At 57.9% G+C, this 21,164-nt stretch carries 24 protein-coding genes and 1 pseudogene; 12 read left to right on the forward strand and 13 right to left on the reverse strand.

Annotated elements, in window-relative coordinates:
- The first annotated feature begins 140 nt into the window (after positions 1 to 140).
- The 3 genes from EXZ61_RS16530 (at position 141) to EXZ61_RS16540 (ending at position 3,584) form a co-directional block, all read left to right on the forward strand.
- Complete coding sequence (locus EXZ61_RS16530; RefSeq protein WP_142812804.1) at positions 141 to 2,600, forward strand: serine/threonine protein kinase; 2,460 nt, start codon at positions 141 to 143, stop codon at positions 2,598 to 2,600.
- Positions 2,601 to 2,795: 195 nt separating this feature from the next.
- Positions 2,796 to 3,032, forward strand: a complete 237-nt coding sequence (locus tag EXZ61_RS16535) for a hypothetical protein (RefSeq protein ID WP_237218986.1) — start codon at positions 2,796 to 2,798, stop codon at positions 3,030 to 3,032.
- Positions 3,033 to 3,044: 12 nt separating this feature from the next.
- Positions 3,045 to 3,584 (forward strand): hypothetical protein, encoded by a 540-nt coding sequence (locus EXZ61_RS16540; RefSeq protein WP_142812805.1) that lies wholly within the window; start codon positions 3,045 to 3,047, stop codon positions 3,582 to 3,584.
- A 4-nt stretch (positions 3,585 to 3,588) separates the two neighbouring features.
- Here the strand turns inward: EXZ61_RS16540 and EXZ61_RS16545 are convergent, their stop codons facing one another.
- A complete protein-coding gene (locus tag EXZ61_RS16545) occupies positions 3,589 to 3,861 on the reverse strand; it encodes a BrnA antitoxin family protein (RefSeq protein ID WP_142812806.1) in 273 nt (90 codons plus the stop codon).
- Positions 3,821 to 4,093 (reverse strand): BrnT family toxin, encoded by a 273-nt coding sequence (locus EXZ61_RS16550; protein ID WP_142812807.1) that lies wholly within the window; start codon positions 4,091 to 4,093, stop codon positions 3,821 to 3,823. The genes EXZ61_RS16545 and EXZ61_RS16550 overlap by 41 nt, the downstream gene beginning before the upstream one ends.
- A gap of 294 nt (positions 4,094 to 4,387) precedes the next feature.
- Between EXZ61_RS16550 and EXZ61_RS22205 the strand changes: the two are divergent.
- A pseudogene (locus EXZ61_RS22205) lies at positions 4,388 to 4,515 on the forward strand (flavin reductase); the annotation flags it as partial.
- Between the two features lie 25 nt (positions 4,516 to 4,540).
- On the opposite strand, the gene EXZ61_RS16560 reads toward EXZ61_RS22205, so the two are convergent.
- Together EXZ61_RS16560 and EXZ61_RS16565 are read right to left on the reverse strand one after the other, a co-directional pair.
- A complete protein-coding gene (locus EXZ61_RS16560) occupies positions 4,541 to 5,473 on the reverse strand; it encodes an exopolyphosphatase (protein WP_142812808.1) in 933 nt (310 codons plus the stop codon).
- 213 nt (positions 5,474 to 5,686) lie between these two features.
- Positions 5,687 to 6,079, reverse strand: a complete 393-nt coding sequence (locus tag EXZ61_RS16565) for a VOC family protein (RefSeq protein WP_142812809.1) — start codon at positions 6,077 to 6,079, stop codon at positions 5,687 to 5,689.
- 121 nt (positions 6,080 to 6,200) lie between these two features.
- Between EXZ61_RS16565 and EXZ61_RS16570 the strand changes: the two genes are divergently transcribed.
- The gene (locus tag EXZ61_RS16570) at positions 6,201 to 6,728 is read left to right on the forward strand and encodes a GNAT family N-acetyltransferase (RefSeq protein ID WP_168224799.1); all 528 of its coding nucleotides are present in this window, start codon (positions 6,201 to 6,203) and stop codon (positions 6,726 to 6,728) included.
- A complete protein-coding gene (locus EXZ61_RS16575; protein WP_142812811.1) occupies positions 6,729 to 7,622 on the forward strand; it encodes an EamA family transporter in 894 nt (297 codons plus the stop codon). It abuts the gene before it with no gap.
- A gap of 3 nt (positions 7,623 to 7,625) precedes the next feature.
- On the opposite strand, the gene EXZ61_RS16580 is transcribed toward EXZ61_RS16575, so the two are convergent.
- Entirely contained in the window at positions 7,626 to 8,168 is a 543-nt protein-coding gene (locus EXZ61_RS16580) for a hypothetical protein (RefSeq protein WP_142812812.1), read from the reverse strand.
- A 130-nt stretch (positions 8,169 to 8,298) separates the two neighbouring features.
- Here EXZ61_RS16580 and EXZ61_RS16585 point away from each other — a divergent pair, with 130 nt between their 5' ends.
- Positions 8,299 to 9,294, forward strand: coding sequence for a sodium:calcium symporter (locus EXZ61_RS16585; protein ID WP_142812813.1), 996 nt, complete (start codon positions 8,299 to 8,301; stop codon positions 9,292 to 9,294).
- A 13-nt stretch (positions 9,295 to 9,307) separates the two neighbouring features.
- Here the strand turns inward: EXZ61_RS16585 and EXZ61_RS16590 are convergent, their stop codons facing one another.
- On the reverse strand, positions 9,308 to 10,540 hold the full coding sequence (locus EXZ61_RS16590; RefSeq protein ID WP_142812814.1) for a multidrug effflux MFS transporter: 1,233 nt from the start codon (positions 10,538 to 10,540) through the stop codon (positions 9,308 to 9,310).
- Between the two features lie 174 nt (positions 10,541 to 10,714).
- Between EXZ61_RS16590 and EXZ61_RS16595 the strand changes: the two genes are divergently transcribed.
- Positions 10,715 to 11,020 carry a hypothetical protein gene (locus tag EXZ61_RS16595; protein ID WP_142812815.1) on the forward strand — a complete coding sequence of 102 codons (306 nt, stop codon included), beginning with the start codon at positions 10,715 to 10,717 and terminating at the stop codon, positions 11,018 to 11,020.
- Here EXZ61_RS16595 and EXZ61_RS16600 read toward each other — a convergent pair.
- Positions 11,017 to 11,904 carry an EamA family transporter gene (locus EXZ61_RS16600; protein WP_142814287.1) on the reverse strand — a complete coding sequence of 296 codons (888 nt, stop codon included), beginning with the start codon at positions 11,902 to 11,904 and terminating at the stop codon, positions 11,017 to 11,019. The genes EXZ61_RS16595 and EXZ61_RS16600 overlap by 4 nt on opposite strands.
- A 184-nt stretch (positions 11,905 to 12,088) precedes the next feature.
- Here EXZ61_RS16600 and EXZ61_RS16605 point away from each other — a divergent pair, with 184 nt between their 5' ends.
- Positions 12,089 to 13,252 carry a Gfo/Idh/MocA family protein gene (locus tag EXZ61_RS16605; RefSeq protein WP_142812816.1) on the forward strand — a complete coding sequence of 388 codons (1,164 nt, stop codon included), beginning with the start codon at positions 12,089 to 12,091 and terminating at the stop codon, positions 13,250 to 13,252.
- Between the two features lie 9 nt (positions 13,253 to 13,261).
- Positions 13,262 to 13,594, forward strand: a complete 333-nt coding sequence (locus tag EXZ61_RS16610; protein ID WP_142812817.1) for a hypothetical protein — start codon at positions 13,262 to 13,264, stop codon at positions 13,592 to 13,594.
- A gap of 34 nt (positions 13,595 to 13,628) precedes the next feature.
- Here the strand turns inward: EXZ61_RS16610 and EXZ61_RS16615 are convergent, their stop codons facing one another.
- On the reverse strand, positions 13,629 to 14,177 hold the full coding sequence (locus EXZ61_RS16615; RefSeq protein WP_142812818.1) for a C40 family peptidase: 549 nt from the start codon (positions 14,175 to 14,177) through the stop codon (positions 13,629 to 13,631).
- Between the two features lie 13 nt (positions 14,178 to 14,190).
- Positions 14,191 to 15,510 carry a lytic murein transglycosylase gene (locus EXZ61_RS16620; protein WP_142812819.1) on the reverse strand — a complete coding sequence of 440 codons (1,320 nt, stop codon included), beginning with the start codon at positions 15,508 to 15,510 and terminating at the stop codon, positions 14,191 to 14,193.
- Between the two features lie 200 nt (positions 15,511 to 15,710).
- Between EXZ61_RS16620 and rpoH the strand changes: the two genes are divergently transcribed.
- Positions 15,711 to 16,652 carry an RNA polymerase sigma factor RpoH gene (rpoH, locus tag EXZ61_RS16625; protein ID WP_142812820.1) on the forward strand — a complete coding sequence of 314 codons (942 nt, stop codon included), beginning with the start codon at positions 15,711 to 15,713 and terminating at the stop codon, positions 16,650 to 16,652.
- Between the two features lie 125 nt (positions 16,653 to 16,777).
- On the forward strand, positions 16,778 to 17,719 hold the full coding sequence (locus EXZ61_RS16630) for a Bug family tripartite tricarboxylate transporter substrate binding protein (protein WP_237218988.1): 942 nt from the start codon (positions 16,778 to 16,780) through the stop codon (positions 17,717 to 17,719).
- 29 nt (positions 17,720 to 17,748) lie between these two features.
- Here EXZ61_RS16630 and EXZ61_RS16635 read toward each other — a convergent pair whose 3' ends face one another.
- Genes EXZ61_RS16635 through EXZ61_RS16650 form a run of 4 tightly spaced genes read right to left on the reverse strand, consistent with a single transcriptional unit; the run spans position 17,749 to position 21,163 of the window.
- Entirely contained in the window at positions 17,749 to 18,360 is a 612-nt protein-coding gene (locus tag EXZ61_RS16635; RefSeq protein WP_142812822.1) for an SCO family protein, read from the reverse strand.
- 7 nt (positions 18,361 to 18,367) lie between these two features.
- Positions 18,368 to 19,264 carry a heme o synthase gene (cyoE, locus tag EXZ61_RS16640; protein ID WP_142812823.1) on the reverse strand — a complete coding sequence of 299 codons (897 nt, stop codon included), beginning with the start codon at positions 19,262 to 19,264 and terminating at the stop codon, positions 18,368 to 18,370.
- Positions 19,261 to 20,439, reverse strand: a complete 1,179-nt coding sequence (locus EXZ61_RS16645; protein WP_142812824.1) for a COX15/CtaA family protein — start codon at positions 20,437 to 20,439, stop codon at positions 19,261 to 19,263. Before EXZ61_RS16645 ends, cyoE begins: the two co-directional genes overlap by 4 nt.
- Positions 20,440 to 20,449: 10 nt before the next feature.
- Positions 20,450 to 21,163, reverse strand: coding sequence for a thioredoxin domain-containing protein (locus EXZ61_RS16650; protein WP_142812825.1), 714 nt, complete (start codon positions 21,161 to 21,163; stop codon positions 20,450 to 20,452).
- Position 21,164: the final 1 nt, after the last annotated feature.

Here is a 21,164-nt window from a genome sequence, read left to right on the forward strand (position 1 = left end):
TGTATCCAATGTGTTGACTCGCGGAGCTACGGCAGCTTAAGCAGTGCACAACGCTTACGCAGAGCGCGATAGCGTCGAAGTGGTGCCCCTTTGCGCAAGCTGGTTTTAGGAGTATCTTGTGTGTAACTTGGTTGATCCACATGCTCACTCATAACTATTTCGTTGGCACACTGGCCCACTCCGATACGGCTCCCTTGCGCGCGGGGGACAGTTTGGGACGGTTTGTGTTGCGCAAGGTCCTAGGCCAGGGTGCCCAATCCACCGTGTGGCTCGCATTTGACTCACGCATGGAGCGCGAAGTCGCTGTCAAAGTGATGCGACTGGAGGCGGAGTCTGACACCCAAGCTATCGCGCAATGGCTGCAGGAGGCGCGCAGTGCCAGTCGCGTGGTGCACCCGCACATCGTGCCGGTGTATGAGGCGGACATTCAAGACCACCATCCCTACCTAGTGTTTGAATACGTGCCAGGACAGACGCTGGACCAACTGCTGCACGCGCAGGGTGCACTCCCGCCCGCGCAGGCGGTGGAATTGATGATGGATGTGCTGGATGCCATAGTGGTTGCCCATGAGGCAGGTGTTGTCCACCGCGACCTAAAGCTCGCCAATGTGCTGGTAGATGCTGCAGGCCATGCGCGGGTGATGGACTTTGGCATTGCCGCCTGCATCACAGACAAAAGTAGTACCACTCCCAACACCCCCAGTGGTGGGACTGCTGGCTATATGTCCCCCGAAGCGGCCCGTGGTGACGCGCCTTCGGCAGGCATGGATGTTTTTTCCGCTGGTCTGGTGCTGGCCGAGTTGCTCACCGGCAAGCCACTTATTGCCGAGACGGACCCGCAGCGCGCCATCTCCCGTGTGCTGCATGCGCAATTGGAACTACCTGCGGACACCCCTGCCGATGTGGATGACAAGTTGCGCGCCATCGTGCACCGGGCAATTGCCCAAGACCCTAGCCAACGCTATGCCACTGCGCGTGACTTTCTGGCCGATTTGACACAGTGGGTCAAGCCCGCGGGGGAGCTTATGCCCAGTGCGGACGGTGACACGCACTACAACGCAACGCTGGAGTTCATGCTGCGCCGCATGCGTCACAAAAGTGATTTCCCGGCCATGTCTGACTCGGTGATCCGCATCCAAGCCATGGCTGCGTCCGAGAACGAAAGCATTAACAGCGTCACCAATGAAATTTTGAAAGACGTGGCGCTCACTAACAAACTGCTGCGGCTGGTCAATAGCGCCCACTACGGGCGGGGCGGCACCATCAGCACGGTGTCCCGCGCTGTGAATCTGGTGGGGTTTAACGGCATTCGCAACATGGCTTTAAGCCTAGTGCTACTGGAACATATGCAGGACAAGGCCCACGCGGCCCACCTGAAAGACGAATTTTTGCGCTCACTCATGGCAGGCTCCATTGCCGCAGAGTTATGTCCTTTGCAGCAAGAGGGCGAAGAGGCCTTTATTGGTGCCATGTTTCAGAACCTGGGGCGGCTGCTCATGGAGTTCTATTTTCCTGAAGAAGCCCGCCAGGTGCACAGCCTAATGAATTCCGCGCGCGATGCAGTCACCGAAGACGTAGCCGCGTTTGGCGTACTGGGTTTGACGCTGGAGCAACTGGGCTTGGGCGTGGCGCGGGCCTGGAACCTACCCTACGGGATACAGCGCTGCATGCACAAGCCAGTTGGCACGCCGCCTCACACGCCGCCTAAAGACCCAGATGAGCGCATGCGCTGGATCGCCCTCGTGGCCAATGAAATTGCCGATGTGTTGCTGCATGGTGACCCCAAGGATGCGCCCGCACGCATTGCCCAGGTAACCCGTAAATACGCCCAGGCGATCGGCATAGGGTCTGCAGAGATGCAAACATCCACCGCCCGCGCGCGGCAAAAATTGATCGGAATGGCCCAGGCCATGGACATTCATGTGGCAAAGGGGTCGGTCGGCGCTCAGTTGCTTACATCGCCAGAAGGGAGTTCCGCCACGGCCGGGCCCGTATTGGAGGACACGCACTTGGGCCGCTTTGAGCTGCAACCCACGCAGCCCGCCCTGTCCAGCGCCCCAGCCAGTTCAACCGTGAAAACCACCCGGGTGGCAGAGGCGCTGACGGCAGGTATTCAGGATGTGACCAACGCGATGGTGGACGACTTCAAGCTCACCGACGTCTTGCGCATGATTTTGGAGACCATGTACCGAGCCATGGCCTTTGATCGCGTCATTTTTTGCATGCGAGACCCCAAAACCGAGACGATGACCGGCCGCTTTGGCTTGGGTGAAGGCGTGGAGTTGCATGTAAAAGAGTTTCGCTCGCAACTCAAGGCTTCCCCTCCGGACTTGTTTGCAGCGGTATGTGCTAACGGCTCTGACACCATGATCAACGACGCACAAGAGGCACATATCGCACACCGCCTGCCTGCTTGGTACCGCAAAGGGTTGCAGGCACCCACCTTTTTATTGCTTCCGCTGCAAATTAAGGGGTCGCCGTTTGGCTTGATTTACGCAGACAAGAAAACGCTCGGCACCCTAGAACTGGACGAAAAAGAACTCAGCTTGCTCAGAACCCTGCGCAACCAGGCCATCATGGCGTTCAAGCAGTCCAGCTAATGACTCCACAAAACCGTTGACCGCGAAGTACTGCTGGACCACGACAAGGTGCCCAAGTTCACCAGCGATGTGGCACTGGGTGAGGTGAAGATCGACCTGACCCCGAACATTCATTTACTATAAATTTGATAGCTTCCTGCGCATATTTCACGAGCGCAAACAGCACTTTCTCTTATACTTTTCATTACAGGAAGCATGAACAAAGCCCCACCCGGCGGCGTCCTGCCCGATCAAGTGCGCGTGGTCGCCGCCGTGCTGGCCGCCAGCCCCGCTGCCATGCCACTGCCATGCCACTGCCTGCCACTTCCTGCCATCGAAGCCCGCTTCAAAGGCCGCGGCCCTTGGAAGAAAAGCCTGCCCCGCATTCTGGAAACCCTAGAAGCGCTGGGCCGCGCCCGACGAGAGGGTTATGGTTGGTGGGATGGTATGTAAGAAAGAAAACCAATGGACCACTTTGAAGGCATTGTTGGCATGTTGCTCGAGGCCGAAGGCTACTGGGTGCGGCGTTCATTCAAGGTCAACGTCACGCCCGAGGAAAAACGTGCCATCGGCAAGCACTCGATACCCAGGCCGGAGATCGACTTGCTGGCTCTCCACTTTCAGCGCAATGAGGTCATTGCGCTAGAGGCAAAGTCATACTTTGATTCGCCGGGAGTTAAGTTTGCCGATCTGATGGAAGTCCATGAAGTTCCTGAGGGGCGCTACAAACTGTTTACCACTGAGCGTTATAGAAACATTGTTTTTGAGCGCCTCCGACAGGACCTGACGGCCCATGGCATGGCTAACCTGCAGACACGCATCTACCTGGGCTTAGCTGCGGGCAATGTTTACCAAGGGCAAGAAGAAGCTGTCAGAGCGCCCATGGACACGAAAGGCTGGTTGTTCTGGTCTCCGACCGACATCAAAAACAAGGTGCAAGCGCAAGCCAAGCGGGGATATGAAAACGATGCGGCGGTGATAACCGCCAAAATTTTGATGCGCTAGGCCGTCACCCAAGCTTCCCCGCCAACTGCAATGATGCCCGCAGGGCGTCGTTGATACGCGTCTGCCAACCATCACCGCTGGCACGCAAAGCGGCCAGCACATCAGCATCCAGCCGGATTTTTACGGGCTCTTTGGTACTGGCCGCACGGGGACGACCACGCGGTTTGAGCACCGCGCCTTCGTAGCGATCGGCCCTCTGAAAGAAGGCTTCGGGCAACGCCGGCGCGTCGTCTGGGTCAGTCCATGTAGCGGGCGTAGTAGGCTTTTTCGCGGTCATTGGCTTTCCTCATACTGATCATGCGGCGCACCTTGCCGCGTGGGGTCCACACCAGCACCACCAAGCGTGCATCCAACAGGCCAACCGTAATGAAGCGGTCTTCGGCATAGTCGGTGCGTTCGTCCTGCCCGGTGAAGTGCGGCCCTGCAAATACTTCAGCAGCGCGGGCGAAGTCGAGGCCTCTTTCGGCCAGTGTCTTCTCTCGCTTTTGGCTGTCAAATTCAATTTGCATGGCAATTTATTGTACCCCCATTAAATAACACCCCCAGCCGAAAGCTGCAGGCTGAGGCACTATGGCAACCTCCGATATTCATTTAGCTGTGGCGCAGCGAGTTTTGTGAATACCGAACTGCAGCTCGTCTCGGTTCAAGCTTCGTGTAGCACAAACGTGCATTGAGCGGGTATAACTGCTACCAAATAAATAGCTGCCTGCGCATATTCCACAGGCGCAAACGGCACTTTTTCCTATATCTCACACGGCAAGACCAGGGACAACACCCTCCCCGACTAATTCACCCCTACCCCGCTGGACAAGGCCTATCGGCTGCTCAACCATGGGCCCACGGTGTGGTGGCTTGCGCGCATGGTGGGCAGCACCATGAGATGGCGGCGGCGTGGGCTATGCCGCTGGACTTTATGCCGCCCAAGGTGTCGGACTCAGGCACGCGCCCCGCCGGGCTCAACCGTCCGAATTGATGCGCTGGATCAAGGCGCCCAGTACATCGCCGGCCTGCGCGTTGTCTACCTGGCAGGTGCCCGCTGCATTGTGGCCACCGCCGCCGTATTGCAGCATGAGCTCTCCGACATGGGTCTTGCTGTTGCGGTCCAGAATCGACTTGCCGGTGGCAAACACGGTGTTTTGCTTGTGAACACCCCACATCACGTGGATGGAGATGTTGCATTGCGGGTACATCGCATAGATCAGGAAGCGGTTGGCGGCGAAGATGGTTTCTTCATGGCGCAGGTCTAGCACCACCAGGTTCTGGTGCACGGTGGCGCAGCGTTCGATTTGTTCGCGCGCACGGGCTGTATGGTCGAAGTACAGGTCCACGCGTTCGATGACGTCGGGCAATTGCAGTATCTCGTCGATGCCGTGGTTGCGGCAGTACTGGATCAGATCCATCATCAACTGGTAATTGCTGACGCGGAATTCATGGAAACGGCCCAGACCGGTGCGCGAGTCCATCAGGTAATTCAGCAACACCCAGTCGGTGGGCTCCAAAATTTCTTCGTGCGTGAACTGGGCGGAGTCGGCCTTGTCCACCGCCGCCATCATCTCCAGGCTGATGTTCGGAAACGCCTTGGCACCGCCGTAGTAGTCGTAGACCACGCGCGCAGCCGAAGGGGCGTGGGCCGAGATGATGTGGTTGGGTCGCTCGCCGGTGTTGCGAATGGTCTCGGACTCGTGGTGGTCAAAAGACAAATGCGCCGCTGCTACGTAAGGCAGGTTGGTGGTGATGTCGCGGCTGGTGATATCAATCTTGCCGTCCTGCATGTCCTTGGGGTGGACAAACTTGATGTCGTCGATCAAGTCCAGCTCGTTGAGCAACACCGCGCAGACCAGACCGTCAAAGTCGCTGCGGGTTACCAGACGGAATTTGCTTGCGCTCATAAGAAGGTCCTTTGCTTGGCTGGTCAGGTCAAATGGAAGCGGCTTGCAACGCATGGCTGCACCCCGATTCATACTAACGCAAAAAGCCCCGCCAGACACGTTTAGGCGCACGCCCCGCCCGCACGAGGAGCCCGCGTAGCTCTCGGGCGATCCATCCATTTCAGATTAGCGTGAGGTGCAGCTCGTCTGTCTTGCCTCCGCGCTGAATCCCCCTCACCCCTTGGGCTGCAGCAGGTCCCACTTGTTGCCAAACCTGTCTTGAAACACGGCCACGGTGGCGTAGCTCTCTTCGCGTGGGGTTTCTAAAAACTGCACGCCGCGTGCTAGGTAGCGGGCGTGGTCGCGCCAGAAGTCGTCGGTGTTCAAAAACAAAAACACGCGCCCACCGGTTTGGTCGCCCACGCGGGCCAGTTGCTCAGGGCCTTTGGCCTTGGCCAAGAGCAAGCGGCTGCCCGTGGCACCGGGCGGCGCCACCAGCACCCAGCGCTGGCCGTTGGGCAAGGCGGTGTCTTCCACCAAGTCAAAGCCCAAGTCTTGGGTGTAGTGGGCAATCGCTTCGTCATAGTCGGGGACGACCAAGGCAATACAGGCAATGTTTTGGGGCATGGTGGGTGATTCAGAGGGTTGCGGTTTAAGACAAGAGGGCAGGACTTTACGCCAAGTGCCACTGCCGTGGCCGTGCCAAAATGGGCCAACACGTGTTAGCCCCCCGCTGCCCCAGCACACCATGACCACCATCACCTTCACACTTGCCGATCCTCACACGCACCGTGCGGACCTTCTGCGCTTGAGCAAAGAATACATGGACTGGGTGCTCGGTGAGCTCTCGGCCCTCACGGGTGCCAGCCCCGAAGCCATGATGGGCATGCCGGTTGCCACTTACGTGGAGAGCACCTTAGACAAAGTGTGTGGTGAGCTGCCGCCCGTGGGTGCGTTCTACTTGGTGCATGCCGACGGTGTGCTGGCAGGCATGGGGGGCTTGCGGCGCGTAGAAGACGGCGTGGGCGAGGTCAAGCGCATTTATGTGCGCCCTGACCAGCGCGGCAAGCGCTTGGGTGAGGCCATCATGCAGCGCGTGCTGGCCGATGCGGCGGACTTTGGCTACGCCCGCATGCTGCTGGACTCGGCGCCGTTTATGCAGTCGGCCCACCGCTTGTACGAAAACATGGGCTTCCAATACCGCAGTGCCTACGAGCCCACCGAGGTGCCCCCACAGTTTCACGCCATCTGGCGCTTTATGGAGCGTGGGCAATAAATGGGTAGCCACAACACACGGCTTGCCAACAGCGTGCCGCTGCTGGCGGTACTGGGCTCGGTCATTGCGCTGGGTATTGGCACCTCGTTTGCCAAGCATTTGTTTCCGGTGGTGGGCTCTTTGGGCACCACGGCGCTGCGCGTGGGGTTTTCTGCGCTACTGATGTTGGCGCTGTGGCGACCGTGGCGCTGGGCGCTCTCGCGCAGCGATGCAATATCGCTGCTGCGCTATGGCGTGGCCCTGGGTTTGATGAACCTGCTGTTTTATATGTCGCTGCGCACCATTCCGTTTGGGGTGGCGGTGGCGATTGAGTTTTCAGGGCCGCTGACGGTGGCGCTGTTGTCGTCGCGCAAGGCCATTAACTTCGTGTGGCTGGCGCTGGCCATGGTGGGCTTGGGCTTGCTGCTGCCACTGGGCGACAACGTGGCAAGCCTAGACCCCGAGGGCGTAGCCTACGCCTTATTGGCGGCGGTGTTTTGGGGTGCCTACATTGTGTTTGGCAAGCGTGTAGGGCACTTACACGCGGGCCATTCGGTGGCCCTGGGCCTGAGTGTGGCGGCGATTACCGTGGTGCCGTTTGGCGTGTGGCACGCAGGTACGGCTTTGCTGTCGCCCTCCATTTTGTTGTATGGCTTGTTGGTGGCGGCTGTGTCGAGCGCCATTCCTATTTCGCTGGAGATGATGGCTTTGAAGCGCTTGCCGCAAGAGGCCTTTGGCATCATGACCAGCATGGAGCCTGCAGTGGCGGCCCTCTTAGGCTTGCTGGTGCTTAACGAGCATTTGACTGCGCTGCAGTGGGTGGCCATTGTGTGCACCATGCTGGCCGCTGCTGGCAGTGCGTGGACGGCCGCACCACCCAACCCCGCCACTAAGCCTGCAGCGCAAGAAAGTTAGAGGCTAGAGCAAGTCTTCTTCTGGCACGTAAGACGTAGCGGCAGCACCCAAGTCGCCCGCGATTTTTTGCCAGTCGTAGCCGGGCTGTGCGTCTAGGTATTCAAAGAAGGATGAGTTGGGGTCGTTGAGCAAAATGCCCACCGAGCAGCCGTCCATGTTCTCGCCCAGTTTGAGTAGTGCGTCGTATTTGGTGCCACTGGCCAAGGCGTCGTCGGCAATAGTAGGCGGCGCGCTGAAGTGCACGCGGGGCAAGGCCAAACGTAGGTTGCGGCCAAAGTCGGTGGGAAAGGCCAGCTTAGCGTCTAGCAAAGCGCGTATTTCGGAATAGAAGCCGTAGAGCTGAATGTCAAAAAACTCACGCAGCGGCAGGGGGCTGCCGTTTTGAACCGCCACATCAAAAGCGGCCTCAATTTGCAACAGATCGCCTTTCTTCAGGCGCACACGGACGAGCAGTGCTTCGGTGATTCCCGGGAATCCGGCCGCCTGGAAATGGCGAACAATGCGTTCGGCGGTAGCGTCGGCGGGGAGACTCGTGGTAATCGTCATGCAGCAAGATCTTTCGCAAAAGCCTGCAGTTTACAGAACTCGTATGGTGCTTCTGGCCACAGCATAGAAAGCGCTTATCCTTAGACGCTTACACCCAGCCCTGCCCTCTTTACGCCGCGTTTTGCCCAGCATGAGTTCTAGTTTCCTCGTCTATTTGGACCACCCCTTGGCCCAAGTAGCGCTGTTTTTAGCCGCTTCGGCCTTGATGATTTGGCGCTTGCAAGCGATTGAGAGCAAAGGGTTTGAAGGCACGGTTGTGGGCACTCTCATCATGCCCTACTGCTCGGGGTTTGCGAACCTGGTGTTCGCCTTCATGATGAGCCGCACGCCGGGCAACGGCCGCACCGTGATTGAAAACTGCATCGTCAACAACGTGACCAATCTCACGCTGATTTTGGGGCTCACCACGCTCATCTTTGCGCCCAAGGCAGCACCTGTCAAAGCGGCTGCGGGCAAAGCGCGCAGCAAGAAAAAGACGCCTTCGGTGGACCGGCTGCACCAGCTGGAGCTGCTATTCACGCTGGTGGCGCTTTTCTTGTTTACCGGCACGCTGTGGGCGCTGGCCAAAGACGGTGTGCTGGACTTGTACGATGGACTGGTGCTGGTGGGGCTGTTCCTGTTTTGGCAGGTGCTGCATGTGTTTGAAATCTTGAAAAACAATGTGCGCAAGAACCGGCAGTTTCAGTGGTCTATCTTGCTAGACCTGCTGCTGCTAGCGGCGGGTGTCTATGGCATTTACATCAGCGTGGATTTTTTGGTGCAGTGGGTGAGCACCTCCAAAAGCGCGTACCTCAATGCCTCGCACCTGGGGTGGCTCAGTGGCGTACTGATGGTGTTGCCCAATGCGTTCATTGCGTTTTACTACGGCTTTGTGGGGCGGCAAGACATCATCGTGAGTTCCCAAGTGGGGGACGGGCATATCTGCATTCCCATGTGCATTGGGCTGTTTGCCTTGTCAGACAAAATCAGCATTCCCGGCTTTTTCCAGGCGGGCATTTACACCATCGCCGGGGCGGCTTGCCTGCACTTTGTGTGCATTGCCACCCTAGGCCGCCTGCCACGCGCGCTGGGCGTGGTGCTACTAGGCGGCTATGTAGCGTTTGTCTACGCCGGGGTGGTGCAGTAAACGGGCAAGGCCATTAGGCGTGGGACACGGCTTGGCCAATCTCGGGCCAACGCTTGCGCATAAAAATCCACGCGCCCAAACCAATGCCCATCATGCAGACCGAGGCGGTAGCCAAGCCCACGGTGCTGTGCATGACCAAGGGCGATATGACGCCGGCCACAAAGCCGTTGGCGGTGGAGCCCACACACATTTGCAAGCTAGAGGCCATGCCCCGGCGCTCGGGGTGCAGGTCTAGCACCAAAAGCGTGACCACCGGCACCATGAGCGACCAGCCAAACGCAAACACCGCAATAGGAAACAAAGCCCAACTGACATGCGCTTTGAACACCAGGTTGGCCAACAAATTGACCAAGCCGATGGTCAGCATGATGACAAAGCCAATGCGAATTTGCTTTTTAGGTGCAATCTTGCCCGCCAATCGCCCGCTGACCATGGCCCCGGCCATGATGCCGCCAATGGTCAACACAAAGAACCAGAAGAACTGCTGCGGCTGTAAGCCCAAGTGTTCACCCAAGAACACCGGTGCACTCAAAATGTACAAAAACATGCCATTGAAAGGCACGCCACTGGCCAGGGCCAACAAGATAAAGCGCGGGTCAGCACCCAACTGGCGATAACCGCGCAGCAGGTGTTTCACATTGAACTCTTGGCGTTGGTTTAAATGCAAGGTTTCAGGCAACCAGCGCACATTGATCACCCACAGCGCGACACCTATCGCGCACAAGAACCAGAAGATGGCGTGCCAATTGCTGTGCACCAACAACCAGCCGCCCACCATGGGCGCAATGGCCGGGGCCACACCAAAAAAGATGGTGACCTGGCTCATCACCTTCTGGGCCTGCGATGGCGGAAACATGTCACGAATGATGGCGCGTGACACCACAATGCCTGCACCCGTGGACAGGCCCTGCACGGCGCGAAAGAAGATCAGCTGCCCAATGTTTTGCGACAAGGCGCACCCAGCAGACGCCAAGGTAAACACCGCCAGCCCCCACAGTACCACAGGCCTGCGGCCAAAGCTGTCCGAGATGGCGCCATGAAACAGACTCATAAAGGCAAAACCAAACAGGTAGGCCGACAGGGTTTGCTGCATTTGCACCGCTGAGGCATCTAAAGACTGCTGAATGCCCGCAAACGCCGGCAAATAGGTGTCAATCGAAAACGGCCCCAGCATGCCCAAGATGGCTAACAAAACAGCAAAAGCCCATTGCGGGCCACGCCAAAGACTCTGAGCGTCGGGATTCATGGTTTTATAAAAAAGAGAGAGTAGGCTCGATTGGAACACGCGCCTGCTTTGTCAAAAAGCCACAGCTTGGCATGCGCTTTGCATAGGTTAACCCTAACTCAGTGCCCCTGGGTAACTGTGTATACACTTTTGGTATTACGATTGATTTTTCTAAAAAAAATGGAGCCGGTGCCCATGCATTCTCTCGTGCAGCCCGTTGTACGGCTACTGCTTGCGTGCTTTCTCGGTGCGCCCTTGCTGGTGGTGGCCCAAAGCAATTCGGCCGCTTTGCCAGCGCCTGCCGCCGTTGTCGACCCCTGCAAAAAAGATGTGCTGCACTTCCAAGAAGATTTACGAACCGTGCGTGACACCTTGGGCGAAGCGGCTGCCAAGAAAGTGCAGGAAGACTTTTTGCCTCAAGCGCAATGGAACGCTTTGTTGCTGAATGAAGGTTACTGCGGGATTGCAAAACGCTTGCGAGAGAAGAAATTGGTTCGCTAAACCGCTTTGAGCTTGGCAAACAGGGGGCCGCCAAAGAGATTGACCAAGAGCCCCGCCATGAGCAAAGCTCCACCAGCATAGTGAATCGGCTTTAGTGCTTCGCCAAACACCACCCAACCGGTGGTCAAGCCCACCATGGGCACCATCAGGCTAAACGGGGCCACCCGGTTGGCGGCGTAGCGGGACATCAAAAACGTCCACAGACCATAGCCCAACAAGGTGGCCACCCATGCCAAATACGCCACCGAGCCAAATGACACCCAGCCAAAGTTGTGCAGCGCTGTGCTTATTGCCGCAGGGCCTTCCAACACGTACGACAGGGCCAAAAATGGCAACGGCGGCACCAAGCTAGCCCACACCACAAAAGCAAACTGGTTCATGGGCCCATGGCGGCTGATGGTGCGGGTGACGATATTGCCGGTAGCCCACATCACTGCAGCGCCAATAGTGAGCAAAAAACCCGCCAGCGGCATAGACACGCCATGTGCGCTGCCAATGCACACCAAACCCAGCGCCGCCAAGAGCAAGCCGGCCAACTGGTTAGGCTGCCAATGCTCTTTGAGCCAGAGGGCGGCAAAGAGCATGGTGAAAAAAGCCTGCGACTGCAGTACCAACGAGGCTAAGCCTGTAGGCATACCCACATAAATGGCAGAGAACAGCAGAGAAAACTGCCCTACCGAGATCGTGAGGCCGTAAATGAGGTACAGACGCAACGGAACCTTGGGTGGACGCACCAAGAGCACGGCCGGAAACGCGGCCAGCATGAAACGCAGCGCGCCCAGCAAGAGCGGCGGTACATCGGCAACGCCCACTTTGATGACCGCAAAGTTAACGCCCCACACCGCGATAACCACCAGCGCCAAAGCGATATCGCGTCCACGCATAGGGACAGAGGCTGTTGACATGGCAAACTTTCCAAAAATATTTGCTCCATACTAAGCCAGCCCTCTGGACGGATACCATGTGCAATCGGACAGGTTTCCTTCAAAACCAGACAATTGCCAGCGCCTGTGCAGTGCGCACACCTAGCAGTCTTCACCTCCAACTACCTAAGAAAGTGCACCCTCCATGCCCCAGACCAATCCGGTGATTCACATGCTGGGACGCCGCTTGCGGCTTGCTGCGATAGGTGGCGGACCAGGTTCGTTTATTGGGGCCATGCACCGCCAAGCCGCACGCTTGGACGATAGGTTTGAGTTGGTTGCAGCGGCTCTTTCGTCCGACCCCGACAAGTCGCGGGCTGCAGGCGCGGACCTGGGCTTGCCCGCAGACCGCAGCTATGGCACGGCCTACGCACTGATGGAGGCAGAAGCCATGCGGGCCGATGGCGCAGACGTGGTGGCCATCATGACTCCTAACGACAGCCATCACCCCTACGCCATGCACGCGTTGAAGCTTGGGTTTGACGTGATTTGCGACAAACCCATGGCCAACACCTTGGCCCAGGCCCAAGAGGTGTGCGCCCAAGTGGCCCACTCACAGCGGGTGTATTGCCTGACCCACAACTACACCGGGTATCCCTTGGTGCGCCAAGCCAAAGCGATGGTGCAGGCGGGCCACTTAGGTGACATCCGATTGGTGCAGGTGGAGTATGTGCAAGGCGGCCGTGCTAAGCCTGGCCCGAGTCGCACGGCCTGGAAAGACGATGTGAGCCGCGGTGGCCCGTCTTTGGTGCTGGGAGATATTGGAACCCACGCGCACAATTTGCTGCGCTTTATCACCGGGCTTGAGGTGGAACAAGTGGCCGCCGAAGTGGGCACCATCGTGCCCACCCGCCAAACGCACGACTATGCAGGGGTGCTTTTGCGCATGCAGGGCGGCGCGCGCGGTAATCTGTGGGTGACGCAGGCCGCCGCCGGGGTTGAAAACAGCTTGCGTATTCGCGTCAGTGGCTCATTGGGTACCCTAGAGTGGGCCCAAGAAAGCCCACAGATCCTGAGCTTTAAGCCGCTAGGCGCGCCTGCACAAACCTACACACCCAACGGCCCTGGCACTTTGCCACTGGCAGCGCGTTCCTCGCGCATTGCATCAGGCCACCCAGAGGGGTTTCACGAAGCTTTTGCCAACCTCTATGCGGACGCCGCAGAAGCCATTGCCGCGCGGCGTTGTGGCTTGGCGCCGGATCCTCTTGCCTTGTACTTCCCCAACGCAACGGATGGCTTGCTCGGCGTGCAGTTTGTGACGGCAGTTTTGCAATCCAGTGCCCAGCAAGGGGTTTGGACCACTGTGTAAACTTCACGCATGCACCAATCCCCCAACTCCGACGCGGCCCATTGGCCCCCCGTAGGCACCGGTCTCTGGACCCGCTGGTGGGGCTACTTGGTCAGATGGTTGGTGTTCGGGGTAGTGGTTGCGCTGTTTCAACCCGTAGATGAGACCGCTGATCCGCTGTGGCAGCACAAAGCCCAGCAGGGCGCGCTGGGGCTGCTTTTTGGGTTTTTTGCTGCAGTGGTGTTCACTGCCAGTGAGAATACTTTCAACCAAGCCCGTACCCCATGGAAAACCTGGCTTCTCATTGTGCTGACCTGGTTGCTGGTGAAAACTGCCTTTGTAACCACCATTGCTCTGCTGTAGCTGCCACGCCTAGCCTAGCCTAGCCTGCAAGCGTTCAGGGCCTGCGAAACCGTACCGGCACCTTAGCCCAGTACTTGGACTGCAAGGGATCTAAGCGCACAACCCCACCGGTTGAAGGCGCGTGGACGAACCGCCCCTCTCCGACATAGATGCCCGCATGGCTGGCACGGCCGTCTTGGATAAAGATGGCCAAGTCGCCCGTCTTAACCGCATGGGCGGCGACCGGTTGCCCCCAGTCCGCCATAGCGGCTACTGAGCGCGGGGTCAGTACGCCTGCCCGCTCTTTATAGACATAGGCGATCAGGCCACTGCAATCAAAACCACCTGCAGGGGTGTTGCCACCGTAACGGTAAGGTGTACCCACGAGGCCAATGGCCATCAGGGTCACGTCATTGGCCTGGTCTTCCGAGAGCCGCCCACTGGCAACTGGGGGTGGGGGTGGCAAAGTGGCCACTGGCGCGGGTGGTGGCGCAGAAGCGCATCCGCAAAGCACAGCAACCAAGACACACAGGGTCACGGCCCGCACAGGTGCCCAAGGTCCACGGGAGATCAGACCAACATGCTTAGCGAAAGACAGGGCCATAGGTGTGGGGCGCTTAAGGCGTTTGAATGCGTTGCAGCAAGTCTACTGTGAGGAACCCGTCTGCGGGGAGGCCTAGGCTGCGCTGGAACTGGCGCACACCGCGCTGCGTGGCGGGTCCTGCGACACCGTCTGGAGCCCCCGTGTCAAAACCTTTGGCATTCAGTGCACTTTGCATAGTGAGCACTTGGGACCGCGTCAATGCCTGCAGCTCGCGTGGCCACGGGGTTTGGGGTGGTGCCCCTCCGCCCAAACGCTGCGCCAGCAAATGCACAGCCAATGCGTAGCTATTGGCATTGTTGTAGCGCAGTACGGTTCTAAAGTTGTTGCCCACCAAGAAGGCTGGGCCGCGAGCGCCAGCGGGAAGAAAAACTGACGCATCGGGCAAGTTAGACAAAACGCCACCGTCCATGGCCTGCACGCCGTCACGCGCCCAGGCCACACTGCTTTGGCGTTGACTTAAGTCCGCACGCGCGTAGTCAAAGCCCGCGGGCAAGCGCACCTCTTGGCCCCACTCCTGCCCAGGCACCCACCCAGAGCGCGCCAAGAAGTGGGCTGTGGAGGCCATGACATCCGGAAGGCTGCTCCATATGTCTCGGCGGCCGTCGCCATCTGCATCTACGGCGTATGCCAAAAACGTGGTGGGCAAAAACTGGGTTTGCCCCATAGCCCCCGCCCAGGAGCCCACCATTTGTGCCTTAGAGACTTCTTTGGTTTGCAAAATTTTGAGGGCTGCCATGAGCTGGCCACGCGCCCACTCTTCGCGCCGGCCTTCAAACCCCAGAGTGGCTAGGGCATCAATGGCGGGAATATCACCCATAAAGCTGCCGTAGCTACTCTCCATGCCCCAAATGGCCACCAGTACCTCGGCAGGTATGCCATAGCGGGCGGCAATCGCGTCAATGTCTAGGCCCCCGGGCTTGCGCAGTTCCGCCAACTTGGCGGCTCCACGGCTCACCCGCTGCGCGGAAACTGCAGTGTCTAGATAATCCCACACGGTGCGGGTAAATTCTGGCTGCGCTTTGTCTGCCTCTATGGCGCGCGGCACAAAGCGCACGTCGCCAAAAGCCGCCTGCAAAGTTGCTTCGTCTATCCCTGCCGCGCGGGCAGACGCACGGAACTTCATTACCCATTGGGTAAAGGCCTGCTGAGGGTCCGCAGTTGCGACTGGCTCCACAGACGCACCTTGAGCCGCCGGGGAGCTTGGCACAGGTGAACGCTCTGGCGGGCTAGGCACCGACGAGACCGAAGCGCAACCTGCCGCAAGCAAGGTGGACAGTAGCAAGCTTGCGTATCTGACGTGGCGCAACTGGATGGTGAAAGACCGAATGTGCATACGCGTCATTTTCGCCCGACTTTGCATGCCACGCGGCACTGCGTCTGGCGTGTCTTGCGCACTAAAGGGTCATTTCCAAGTGACGCGTGCTGCCCCGCTGCGCGTCTTTGCCTTTGGCTATCTACGGGATTGAACTTTTTGTTTAGCACTCACTCAGACAGAGTGCTAATATTCAGTTGATGAACACAAGGAGTTCGGCGATGACTTTGCAAATGGCGCACTCAAACACGGCGTTGGCGGTGGCGAATCCATGGGCTATGGTGCCTTCTTTGGGCAATTTGGATGCTTATATCTCGGCAGCCAACCGCATGCCCATGCTCACATTAGAAGAAGAGCAAGACTTTTCTCGCAAGTTCAAGAACGACAATGACTTGGACGCCGCAGGAAAACTGGTGCTGTCCCATTTGCGGCTGGTGGTGTCGATTGCACGCCAGTACTTGGGCTACGGTTTACCCCATGGCGACTTGATTCAAGAAGGCAATGTGGGCCTGATGAAGGCTGTCAAGCGCTTTGACCCAGACCAAGGCGTGCGCTTGGTGAGCTATGCCATGCACTGGATCAAGGCCGAAATTCACGAGTACATCTTGAAAAACTGGCGCATGGTCAAAGTGGCAACCACCAAGGCGCAGCGCAAGTTGTTCTTCAACCTGCGCTCCATGAAGCAGCGCTACAAGAGTGACGATGCGGCCGCAGACGCAGGCACGCACCGGGAAACCCTGAACGCGGACCAAGTGGAGGCAATGGCGCGCGAGCTCAAGGTCAAGCCTGAAGAGGTCATTGAGATGGAAACACGCTTGTCTGGCGGTGATGTGGTGCTGGACCCCGGCCCGGCAGATGATGGCGAAGATTCTTTTGGCCCGGTGACTTACCTGACGGATACCAGCCACGAGCCGATTGCCATGATTGAAGCGCACCAGCGTGACATCTTGGCCACCGACGGCATTGCCACGGCACTGGATAGCTTGGACCCACGCAGCCGCCGCATAGTCGAAGAGCGTTGGCTCAAGGTCAACGATGACAGCTCAGGTGGCATGACCTTGCACGATTTGGCTGCTGAATATGGCGTGAGTGCAGAGCGCATTCGGCAAATTGAGGTAGCCGCCATGAAGAAAATGAAGGCAAGCTTGGCGCAATACGCGTAAAGCAGTTTTCTCACCCGACAATAGCCCCTGAAGGTTTTACCCTCAGGGGTTTTTTGTTTTTGGAGTTCTTTTTCATGCGTCGCCATTTGCTTCGACTTACTACACTTTTTATAGCTGCTTGCGCAATGTCTACGGGCGCAAATGCCCAAAATGACAATGTAAAACAGGGCAACTGGCCCAGCAAACCCGTGCGTCTGATTGTGGGGTTTCCTGGTGGGTCTTCCCCTGACTTGACAGCACGCGCCTTGGCCGAGCCTTTGTCCAAAGCGCTCGGTCAAGCGGTGATTGTGGAAAACAAGGTAGGCGCTGGAGGCAACATTGCCGCAGATTACGTGGCCAAGGCCACCGATGGCCACACCCTGGGCTTGATGATCAACGGCAATATGACGATTGCCAAGATGCTCAACCCCGCCCTGAGCTATGACCCGCTCAAGGATTTGCAGCCTATCAGCCTCATTGGCACATCCCCCCTGGTGTTAACGGCCTCGGCCGCCGTCGCCACGGGCAGCGGACAAGACTTCTTTGTGGCGGCCCGCAATGCAGGCAACAAATGGAGTTACGGCACCCCAGGCGTTGGTACCGTGGGCCATTTGGGCATGGAGCTTTTGAAGAGCAAAAGCAATATCGCACCGGTTCATATTCCCTACCCTGGCTACCCGCAAGTGGCCACGGGCATGATTTCGGGTGATTTGCAGCTGGCGTTACTGCCACCGGCCTTGGCAATGGCACAGGTCAAGTCAGGAAAGCTCAAAGCCATCGGCGTGACTTCCAGCGTGCGCAGCCCTTTGTTGGCCGATGTGCCTAGCTTGGCCGAGGTCGGCATTCGTGGATTCAATCTGGAGATATGGAACGCGGTAGCCGCACCCAAGGCCATGCCAACGGCTGTGGCCAATCGCTTGTCTACGCTGATCAGCGACATCGTACGCAGCCCTGATATGCGCCAAAAGTTGTACCAACAAGGCTGGCAAGTGGCGGGTACCACAGGCGAGGGGCTGGCCAACCGCATCAAGGCGGACACCGCTTTGCTAGGTGGCATCATTTTGGTAGGCCGCATCAAGGCTGAGTAAGCAGCCACCCGGCCAGAGGCAGGAGCCCGTTAGAGCAGCTGTTTGATGTCAGCTGCCAACACCTGGGCGCCACTGCCGTAGCGGGTAAACAAGCGCAGATTGCCTTTGGTGTCGTACACGTAGCTGCCGGCTGAATGGTCCATGGTGTAGCTGGTGGGGGTTTTGCCCTCTACCCGCTTGTAGTAGACCTTGAAGTCTTTGGCCAAGACCTCGAGCTTTTCGGGCGTTGTATACAGTGCCAAAAACGTAGGGTCAAAGCTCTCCATATAGCCTTTGAGCACTACAGGCGTGTCCCGCTGGGGATCTACCGTTACGAAGATGCCCTGGAGTTTGTCGCCGTCTTTGCCGAGCAGGCGCTTGATCTCGGCCAACTCAAGCATTGAGGTGGGGCACACGTCCGGGCACTGGGTGTAGCCAAAGAACATGACCACCACTTTGCCTTCAAAGTCCTTCAGCCGACGCAGCTGTCCATTTTGGTCAGTCAGTTCAAAGTCTTTGGCGTAATTGGCACCTGTGACATCAATCGAAGCAAAGGCGGGCTTGCTGTCCGTACATGCGGTTAGGCCTAAGCCAAACCCTGCAATACCGCTTACCAGTACTGCATAAGCAGCTACTGATTTAAGAGCATTTCTTCGTTGCATAAGTGCCTTAGACGAGGTAGTGGTCGATCAAAAGCGCGGCAAACAGTGCGCTTAAGTGAATGAGTGAAAAGCGAAAGGTGGCTCGCGCCAGTTCATCGGAATAGGCCCGGTACAAACGCAACGCATACCAGCAAAAGCCAATGCTCAAGCCGACTGCCACAACCAGATAGAGCCACGAGCTAAACCCGTAGATAAAGGGCAGCAAACAGGCCGCAAACAGAATCAAGGTGTACAACAAGATCTGCAAACGCGTGAATTCGCTGCCATGCGTCACCGGCAACATGGGGAGACCTGACTTACGGTAGTCCTCCACCCGGTACAGGGCCAAAGCCCAAAAATGCGGCGGTGTCCACAAGAAGATAATGAGGCACAGAATCAAAGCCTCAGGCCCTACATCCCCGGTCATGGCCGCCCACCCTAAGACCGGCGGCATGGCACCCGAGGCGCCGCCGATCACAATGTTTTGGGGCGTCAACGGCTTCAAGATCACGGTGTAGACAATGGCATAGCCCACAAAGGTGGCAAACGTCAACCACATGGTGAGGGGGTTGACCCAGATGTACAAAACCGCCGAACCAGCCGCACACAAGGCTGCCGAGAACACCAAGGTCTGAATATCCCCTAGTTGCCCGCGCGCAGTGGGCCTCCATGAGGTGCGTTTCATCTTGGCGTCGATGGTTTTTTCCACAACGCAATTGAAAGCAGCAGCAGCACCGGCCACCAAGTAGATGCCAGCGCAGGCAATGGCCGCAAGGGCCACTTGGGCAAGGGTCGGCACACCCGGCACGGCCAATACCATGCCAATGAGGGCACAAAAAACTATGAGCTGAATGACCCGCGGTTTGGTGAGCGCGTGAAACTGGCGAATCACCGACAAAGCGGGGGGCAAGGCTAAGGCTGTCATGCTGAAGATCTCGATGGGTGCAGCGCGGCTGCGTGCGCCGAAGGGTGAATATCCTGGGGGGCAATGCTGCAGAGCATCCTTACAAGCACGACGACCATGGCGCCAGCTCCGGCGGTGTGCAGCACGGCTGCGCCAAGGGGCCAGTCGAGCACCACATTGCTTAAGCCCGTGGCAAATTGGAGCACCAAGAGTGCAGCTAAGGCCCGGCCTAAAGATCGGAGTCGATCGGCGCGGGAAGCATGCCATGCCAGGCTACCCAATGCGATGATGGTCGCCATGGCGAGCAGCCTGTGCATGTAATGAATAGCGGTTAGACCCTGAAACGTGATGGCCTCGCCATGCGCACCTAAGCCTAGTGGTCGCCACCAGGTAAAGGCGTGCTCAAACTGCATGTCTGGCCACCAGCTGCCTTGGCATTTGGGGAACTCTGTGCAGGCCAGTACCGCGTAATTCGTACTGACCCAAGCGCCAGACGCTGCTTGCAACACCAACATAGCTAGGGCCAGCACAACCCACAAACTGCTAACTGAAAGAGGCTGGGTGTTTGGCAAGGGACTCACTCCGTTCGGAGGTTCTTCGCCCAGATAAGACTGCATGGTCAACAAAGCCAAAAGCAAATACGCCCCGAGCAGGTGGAGGCTCACGATTGCTGGAAACAGTTTCATAGTGACCGTCAAAGCGCCAAAAGCACCCTGAACACAGACCCATACAAGGCTCAACGTAGGGAGGTAACTCGTCCAAGCTCGCCGTGGCACTTCTCCTCGCCACAACGCTCTCCAAGAAAAAATCGCTAGCAAAAGAATCAAGCCACCCACACTGGTGGCTAGGTAGCGGTGGACCATTTCAATCCACGCTTTGCTATGCGTGACAGGACCTGTTGGCATAGCACTCTGAGCGGCCGATATCTCCTGGTGTGCACCCAGTGGGCTGGCGCTGCCATAGCAGCCAGGCCAGTCTGGACAGCCCAACCCGCTGTCCGTGAGGCGCGTGAAGGCACCGAAAAGCACGAGATCAAAGGTTAAGAACAAGGTCACCAGACCAAGCGCACGCAACTTACCCTGCCAGCTCGCATTGCGATGGGCCCAGGCAACCCACGCCAATGGCAGCGCAGCACATATGGCCCCCACAAGAAGGATGTGGAAAACGGGGGACAAGTCGTACAAAGACGTTTCCATAGCTAATCGACTAGGGAGCCACAGCGTTAGGTTGACGGCCGGGCTTATCCCAAGCGTTGGAGGCGCGCAGCAGACGTTCTAGATCGCGCTTAGCTTTGGGTGCGCCATCCTTCAGGTCCAGGTTGGCGGGAAACCGCATCATCCAATTGCCCAAAGGATCGACAACATACAAGTGATCTGCCAAACCATGGCCTTGTGCCGGTTCCAACCAGCGTGAAATTGCCTCTCTGTTCACGCGCAGTACCGTTGCATCTTTGAGCCCAGGCTGAATCGCTTGTGCTACAGGCTCCGCGTCATCGACAAGCCACACCCAGTCCAAGCGGTCCTTCTCCTTCCCTAGCGTCTCGCGCATTTGGCGCTGCATGTATAGATGCTGGGCGCACTGCGATGCGCACGCACCACTACCAACACTGATCAACAGCCACTGATCCTTAAGCGTCTGCAAGTTAACTCGATCTCCAGAGATAGTTGTGGCGACCAGGTCAGGCAAAGCACGCTGGGGTGTAATCAAGTCCCCGTAATTGCGTCTGCCTTCAGGACGAATGACGTAGTAGGTAAAGTAAGAAGCGACAACCGGACTGGCGCAAATCAGGAATAGCAGCAGCATTTTCCAGCGTCCAACGCGCGTGCGCGCCTGCGTGTCAGTCAAGACGGAATCGGTAGACGGCATCGAATGTACCGTCATGCCCATAGGGTCGTTATCAGGGGAAGTTTGACGTGGCATG

The sequence above is a fragment of the Rhodoferax aquaticus genome (assembly GCF_006974105.1).
GTDB classification, from domain to species: domain Bacteria; phylum Pseudomonadota; class Gammaproteobacteria; order Burkholderiales; family Burkholderiaceae_C; genus Allorhodoferax; species Allorhodoferax aquaticus_A.